The organism is Pseudomonas sp. OA65, assembly GCF_017498305.1.
Lineage (GTDB): Bacteria > Pseudomonadota > Gammaproteobacteria > Pseudomonadales > Pseudomonadaceae > Aquipseudomonas > Aquipseudomonas zanjanensis.
In genome coordinates this window covers 1-6,436 of the sequence record NZ_JAGDEZ010000082.1, presented here as the reverse complement: position 1 = coordinate 6,436, position 6,436 = coordinate 1, and the positions used below count along the sequence as shown (strand labels likewise).

Annotated in this window: 6 protein-coding genes; 2 read left to right on the top strand and 4 right to left on the bottom strand. The window is 59.2% G+C overall.

All coding sequences use genetic code 11. The features are described 5' to 3' along the window. Positions 1-271 precede the first annotated feature (271 nt). Positions 272-1,048: a ferredoxin--NADP reductase gene (locus J3361_RS29060; RefSeq protein WP_207967426.1), complete on the bottom strand. Its 777-nt coding sequence runs from the start codon at positions 1,046-1,048 to the stop codon at positions 272-274. A 292-nt stretch (positions 1,049-1,340) separates the two neighbouring features. Between J3361_RS29060 and J3361_RS29055 the strand changes: the two genes are divergently transcribed. Both J3361_RS29055 and J3361_RS29050 read left to right on the top strand, forming a co-directional pair. Beyond that, positions 1,341-2,054: an autoinducer binding domain-containing protein gene (locus tag J3361_RS29055; RefSeq protein WP_207967425.1), complete on the top strand. Its 714-nt coding sequence runs from the start codon at positions 1,341-1,343 to the stop codon at positions 2,052-2,054. 182 nt (positions 2,055-2,236) lie between these two features. Continuing rightward, complete coding sequence (locus J3361_RS29050) at positions 2,237-3,373, top strand: methyltransferase (RefSeq protein ID WP_207967424.1); 1,137 nt, start codon at positions 2,237-2,239, stop codon at positions 3,371-3,373. A 38-nt stretch (positions 3,374-3,411) separates the two neighbouring features. On the opposite strand, the gene J3361_RS29045 is transcribed toward J3361_RS29050, so the two are convergent. Genes J3361_RS29045 through J3361_RS29035 form a run of 3 tightly spaced genes read right to left on the bottom strand, consistent with a single transcriptional unit; the run spans position 3,412 to position 6,037 of the window. Next, positions 3,412-3,576, bottom strand: a complete 165-nt coding sequence (locus J3361_RS29045; protein WP_003205785.1) for a DUF2474 domain-containing protein — start codon at positions 3,574-3,576, stop codon at positions 3,412-3,414. A 10-nt stretch (positions 3,577-3,586) separates the two neighbouring features. Further along, on the bottom strand, positions 3,587-4,594 hold the full coding sequence (cydB, locus tag J3361_RS29040) for a cytochrome d ubiquinol oxidase subunit II (protein WP_053125566.1): 1,008 nt from the start codon (positions 4,592-4,594) through the stop codon (positions 3,587-3,589). Positions 4,595-4,597: 3 nt separating this feature from the next. After that, the gene (locus tag J3361_RS29035) at positions 4,598-6,037 is read right to left on the bottom strand and encodes a cytochrome ubiquinol oxidase subunit I (RefSeq protein WP_207967423.1); all 1,440 of its coding nucleotides are present in this window, start codon (positions 6,035-6,037) and stop codon (positions 4,598-4,600) included. Between the last annotated feature and the right edge of the window lie 399 nt (positions 6,038-6,436).

The following is a 6,436-nucleotide window of genomic DNA, read 5'->3' as shown; positions in this document are numbered from 1 at the left end:
GCCATAGATTCTGGGCAACCACATTTTCCGTGGAAATTGAACCTATTCGCTATCGTGCAGCCTTGACCTGGAATTTGTTTTAGAAAATCAAGTGCTTGCGTTTTGTTTGATAGGAGCTTGCTCCCGCCGGGGGTAGCAGCTGCCGCAGGTTGCGATCTTTTGATCTTGATTTGATCTTTCGCTTGAGATTCAAGCGCCAGGGGAAAGATCGCAGCCTCGTTGCACTCGACAGCTCCTACACAGCTACCCAGTTGCTAAATGCGTGGGTTTTCTACCAGTAGTTTTCCACCGCCACCTGGCCCGGACGACGGGTCAGGCTCAGTTGCAGGCCCCTGGCCTTGAGCAGCTTGCGTGTGTCGTCGATCATTTGCGGGTTGCCGCACAGCATCACCCTCGAGCGCTCCGGTGTCAGCGCTACGCCGGCAGTGCGCTCCAACTCGCCGTTGTCGATCAGCGTGGTAATCCGCCCGTTGAGCGCTCCCGGATGCTGCTCACGGGTGACGGTCGCAATGAAACAAAACTTGTGAGCGTACTCGGCCAGGTAGTCGCGCTGGGGCAGTTCCTGGATGAGCGCCTGATAGGCCAGCTCCTGTGCCTCGCGCACGCTGTAGACCAGGATGATCCGCTCGAACTTTTCCCAGACCTCAAAATCCTGAAGGATCGAAAGAAACGGCGCCACGCCCGTCCCCGTGGACAGCAACCACAGATCCCGACCATCGACGAAGCGGTCAAGCGTCAAGTAGCCAAAAGCCTGGCGATCCACCAACAACTCATCGCCCGGTTGCAAACGGCTGAGTTCGCTGGTGAATTCGCCATCGGGGACTACGATGGAAAAGAATTCGAGGAACTCGTCGAACGGCGACGACACCATGGAGTACGCCCGCCAGACGGTGGTGCCGTCCGCCTTGGCGACACCCAGCCGGGCAAACTGGCCCGCCCGGAAGCGAAAACCGCGATCCCGGGTCGTGCGCAAGGTAAACAAATGAGGCGTCAACGGCTGGACATCAAGCAAGGTCTGGCGGGTGAACTTCTCTGCGCTGTCGGTCATGAGCCACTCCTAGGGGGCAAGGCGTGCAGTGTCCCGCAAAGTGAGCGTTCTCACCACTGGGGCGGGCAATGGCACTTTAGTCACATATCCGCCCCTTTCACTTGCCAATACTTTCACCAAACTTATACAAATATCCAGAGCTGTAAAATGAGCAGCCTTAAAGTTATATGTGTAAATATTACCAAATGTAACTTGGCCGAAAAAAACCGACTGAAAATTAGGAATAGTCCTACACTAAAATTTCGCATCATGGATTGGATCCGCATGGACGAATCAAACCCAGGAGAAAGCGATGGACAGGTGGAAGGACTTGTTGCTGAAAAAGTTATCCTGTGAAAAGGACCTGCAGACGGCCTATCGTCTAGTATTGAATTTCTTTAACAATCAAGGATTTGAATATTGTGCATTTGCAGCCTATCTCGGAAGCCCCGACAAACACACCAGCAAGGTAAACCTGAATAATTATCCTTATGGATGGGACCGCCTTTATGAACAAAACGGTTATGCGTCGAACGACCCATTAGTAGCACATTGCAATCAATCACCGCTCCCAATCTTGTGGGATGAGACTGTTTTCGCTCAGGCACCCAAGTTATGGCGCGAACTAAATCGACAAGGACTCAAGTACGGCTGGACCCAGGCCGTTCATGACGACCAAGGCGCCCAGTGCAGCCTGTTCAGCCTTGCACGGACCCATTGTCCCATTGATATCGAGGAACACTATGGCAATCTCGGCTACGCCATCTTCGCCAGTCAAAGGCTGCATGCCCTGGCCAGCAAAAAAATGGCAGACGCCATCGCGGTCCAGCCCAAATGCCACTTGTCGCCAAGAGAGATCGAAGTGTTGAGGTGGTCAGCCGAAGGCAAGACGGCGTCGGAAGTGGGCAGAATTCTGTGTCTTTCCGAACGAACCGTGAATTTCCATGTGTGCAGTTGCATGCGAAAGCTGAACGTCAGCAACAAGATTTCAGCGGTGGCCAAAGCCGCCCAGATCCATGTGATCTGACCCCTGGCGTGGCACTGCTGGACTAAAAAACCTGCGAGTAATGTGCAACAAAAAAACGTACCATTTACGGTCCCTCTTGAATGATGCCGCTGCTTGCACGCGACGCAGTTCATTCAGTCGGTCCCGCACAGACACCTACCTTCGGGCAGCGGGACATTCGTTGATCTCCAGAGTCCCCATCCATGCCCCTGCTTGACAGCCCTTTCGCTCAACTCGACCTGATCCGCCAACCCGAACAGCAGAACGAACCGCTGCAAGCCTTCGATGCGGCTGATGAATACCTGCTCGCGTACCTGGCCGAACAACAACCCGCCGCGCAGAGTCGAGTCCTGGTGCTCAATGACAGCTTCGGTGCCCTGGCAGCCAGCCTGGTCGGTAATGTCCTGGTGACCAGCAGCGGGGACTCCTTCCTGGCCTTGCAGGCGCTGGAGAAAAACCTGGTGCGCAACGGCCGGCCCTTCGACGCGGTGCCAACGCTGCCCGCCAGCGAGGCGTTGACCGGCCCGTTCGACCGCGTCCTGATCAAAATACCGAAAACCCTGGCCCTGCTGGAGGAACAGCTGATTCGCCTGCAAGGCCAATTGGCGCCGGGCGCCCAGGTGATTGCCGGAGCGATGATCAAACACCTGCCGCGGGCCGCCGGGGATTTGCTGGAGCGTTATATCGGCCCGGTGCAGGCCTCCCTGGCGGTGAAAAAGGCGCGGCTGCTGATCGCCACGCCAGCCGCCGCCTCACCCGGCAGTGCCCCGGCCGTATCGCCCTACCCCACGCGCTATTGGCTGGACGAACCGAAAATCGAACTGCTCAACCACGCCAATGTGTTTTGCCGCGAAGGCTTGGACATCGGCACCCGCGCGTTCCTGCCACATCTGCCGAAAAACCTCGGCACGGCCCGGGTCGCGGACCTGGGCTGCGGCAACGGCGTGCTGGCCATCGCCAGTGCCCTGCAAAACCCCGAGGCCCATTACACCCTGGTGGACGAGTCGTACATGGCCGTGCAATCGGCTGCCGAGAACTGGCGCGCGGCCCTCGGCGAACGCGAAGTGACGATCCGGGCCGGCGATGGTCTGGCCGGGCAAGAAGCGCAGTCCCTGGATGTGGTGTTGTGCAATCCGCCCTTCCACCAGCAGCAAGTGGTGGGCGACTTCCTCGCTTGGCGGATGTTTCAGCAGGCTCGCGAAGCGTTGGTGGTGGGCGGCGCGCTGTACATCGTCGGCAACCGGCACCTGGGCTACCACAGCAAACTGGCGCGACTGTTCCGAGGCGTCGAGCAAGTGGCCGCCACGCCGAAATTCGTGATTCTCAAAGCCCGCAAGTAAACCTTCCTGGTGGAGGCAAACTTGCTTCCACCAGGAAATCAGTGAGTGGTCAATCCCGCGGCATTCATGAACATTCGCATCAAGCTGGCGACGATGAACAACGCCAGCACGCTGCCGGCCCAGATCAGCGCCAGCCAGCCGAGCCGCTGCCAGAGTGGCTTGCGTTCGGCGGCCTCGATGTCTTTCAAGTCAGGTTTGGCCATGTTCACGCCCTCAATGGTAGCCGTCGTCATGGGTCACCTTGCCGCGGAACACGTAGTAGCTCCAGAAGGTGTACACCAGGATCAACGGAATGATGAACAACGTCCCCACCAGCATGAAGCCTTGGCTCTGGGGCGGTGACGAGGCGTCCCAGATCGAGATGGACGGCGGCACGATATTCGGCCACAGGCTGATGCCCAAGCCGCTGTAGCCGAGGAAGATCAGCACCAGGGTCAGGATGAAAGGCGTGTAGTTGGCATTGCGGGCCACCGCGCGGAACAATCCGTACATGGTCACCAGCACCAGGATCGGCACCGGCAGGAACCAGAACAGGTTTGGCAACGTGAACCAGCGGGCGGCGATGTCGGCGTGGGCCAGCGGCGTCCAGATGCTGACGATACCGATCACGGCCAACACCACGAACGCCAGCGGCCGGGCCAGGTCATGCATCTGCTCTTGCAGCTTGCCCTCGGTCTTCATGATCAGCCAAGTGCAGCCGAGCAACGCGTACGCCGCGATCAACGCCAGGCCACAGAACACCGTGAACGGCGTGAACCAATCCAGGGAGCCGCCGGCGAACTGGCGATTGACCACCTCGAAACCGTCGATGAACGCCCCCAGCGCCACGCCCTGGAAGAAGGTGGCCGTCAGCGAACCGCCAATGAACGCTTTGTCCCAGAGGTGGCGCTTCTCAGCCTTGGCCTTGAAACGGAACTCAAAAGCCACGCCGCGGAAGATCAGGCCGATGAGCATCAGGATCAACGGCAGGTACAGCGCCGAAAGCACCACCGAATAGGCCAGCGGAAACGCCCCGAACAATCCGGCACCGCCCAGCACCAGCCAGGTTTCGTTACCGTCCCAGACCGGCGCCACGGTGTTCATCATCACGTCGCGGTCGCGCTCGCCCTTGACGAAGGGGAAGAGGATGCCAATCCCCAGGTCGAAGCCGTCCATGATCACGTACATCATGATGCCGAAGATGATGACCACGGCCCAGATCAGCGGAAGATCAATACCCATGACTCAATTCCCCTTGTTCGAGCGGTCGTTGTGGTCCACATCGTCGTCGCCTTCGTTGGCGGCCGACAGTGGCCGGGCCGGGGTGCGTTTCTGGCCCGGGCCGCCATCGCTCGGTTCGTCTTCGTGGGCCACCGGCCCTTTGCGCACCAGGCGCATCATGTAGCTCAGGCCCGCACCGAACAGCGCGAAATACACTACGACGAACAGCACCAGGGTGATGCTCATCTGGGCGAAGCTGTGGCCGGACGACGCATCGGCCGTGCGCATCAAGCCATAGACCACCCAAGGCTGGCGGCCGATCTCCGTGGTAAACCAACCGGCCAGGATCGCCACCAGGCCGGACGGCCCCATCCACAGCACCATGTAGAGGAACGGCCGGGACTGATAGATCCGATCCTTGCGGCGCAGCCACAGGCTGCACAGCCCGGTAAAAATCATCAGCAAGCCGAGGCCGACCATGACCCGGAACGACCAGAACACGATGGTCGAGTTCGGTCGATCCTCAGGCGGGAACTCCTTGAGGGCCGGCACCTGCTCGGTCAACGAGTGCGTCAGGATCAGGCTGCCCAGGTACGGAATTTCCACGGCGTATTTGGTTTTCTCCGCTTGCATGTCGGGCCAGCCGAACAGGATCAGCGGGGTCGGTTCATTGCCGACGTTTTCCCAGTGGCCCTCGATGGCGGCGATTTTCGCCGGTTGATGCTTGAGGGTGTTCAGGCCATGGAAGTCGCCGATGACCGCTTGTATCGGCGCCACCAGCAATGCCATCCACATCGCCATCGACAGCATCCGGCGAATGGCCGGGTTGTCGCGGCCGCGCAGCAGATGCCAGGCCGCCGACGAGCCGACGAAGAACGCCGTGGCCACGAACGCCGCGGTGGACATGTGCAGCAATCGATAAGGAAACGAGGGGTTGAACACCACCGCCAGCCAATCCACCGGGATCACCCGGCCGTCGATGATTTCGTAGCCCTGGGGGGTTTGCATCCAGCTGTTGGAGGACAGAATCCAGAAGGTCGAGATCAAGGTGCCGATCGCCACCATGACCGTGGAAAAGAAATGCAGGCCACGGCCGACGCGGTTCCAGCCAAACAGCATCACGCCGAGGAAACCCGCCTCGAGGAAGAACGCCGTGAGCACCTCGTAGGTCAGCAGGGGCCCGGTCACCGCACCGGCGAAGTCTGAAAAGCGGCTCCAGTTGGTCCCGAACTGATAGGCCATGACCAACCCGGACACCACCCCCATGCCGAAGTTGACGGCAAAGATCTTCGACCAGAAATGGTACAGGTCGCGGTAGGTGTCATCGCGGGTCTTGAGCCACAAGCCCTCGAGCACCGCCAGGTAACTCGCCAGGCCGATGGTGATGGCCGGAAACAGGATGTGGAACGAGATCGTGAATGCGAACTGGATTCGGGCGAGATCGAGCGCCTCCAAACCGAACATAAGTCTTCCTCTGTCAGGTAAAACCGGCTGCGGGTGGGGCTTGCACCCACTCCCCAGGGATATGGAGTGCAGTGCTTTTCAAATCGTTCTTTTTTTAACCGTCACAACGCAGGACGCAGGCCGGATGGCCACCAGCCCAACGCCCCGAAAGGTATTGACCTGGATCAAGCAATGTTCAAAGAGTAGCCGCATTCTCGCCGATGAATGGCGTGGTCGTTTGTCGCGTGACAGGTTGTCTCAGTGCCGAAACCCAGTTCCAGACGCCTGCAATCTTTGTGGCGAGGGAGCCCCCGCCGCGTCTTCGACGCTGCGCTGTCGCGCAGCAAACAATTATTCGGCCTAAGATAGGAGGTGCGCGCAGGACAGAGGCCGTAGTTATCACTGGCGTGTTCGCACCCG

Bases quoted from the DNA above. Each gene is read 5' to 3' on its own strand.
- J3361_RS29060 (WP_207967426.1), bottom strand. From the start codon at position 1,048: ATGACCGACAGCGCAGAGAAGTTCACCCGCCAGACCTTGCTTGATGTC.
- J3361_RS29055 (WP_207967425.1), top strand. From the start codon at position 1,341: ATGGACAGGTGGAAGGACTTGTTGCTGAAAAAGTTATCCTGTGAAAAG.
- J3361_RS29050 (WP_207967424.1), top strand. From the start codon at position 2,237: ATGCCCCTGCTTGACAGCCCTTTCGCTCAACTCGACCTGATCCGCCAA.
- J3361_RS29045 (WP_003205785.1), bottom strand. From the start codon at position 3,576: ATGGCCAAACCTGACTTGAAAGACATCGAGGCCGCCGAACGCAAGCCA.
- cydB (WP_053125566.1), bottom strand. From the start codon at position 4,594: ATGGGTATTGATCTTCCGCTGATCTGGGCCGTGGTCATCATCTTCGGC.
- J3361_RS29035 (WP_207967423.1), bottom strand. From the start codon at position 6,037: ATGTTCGGTTTGGAGGCGCTCGATCTCGCCCGAATCCAGTTCGCATTC.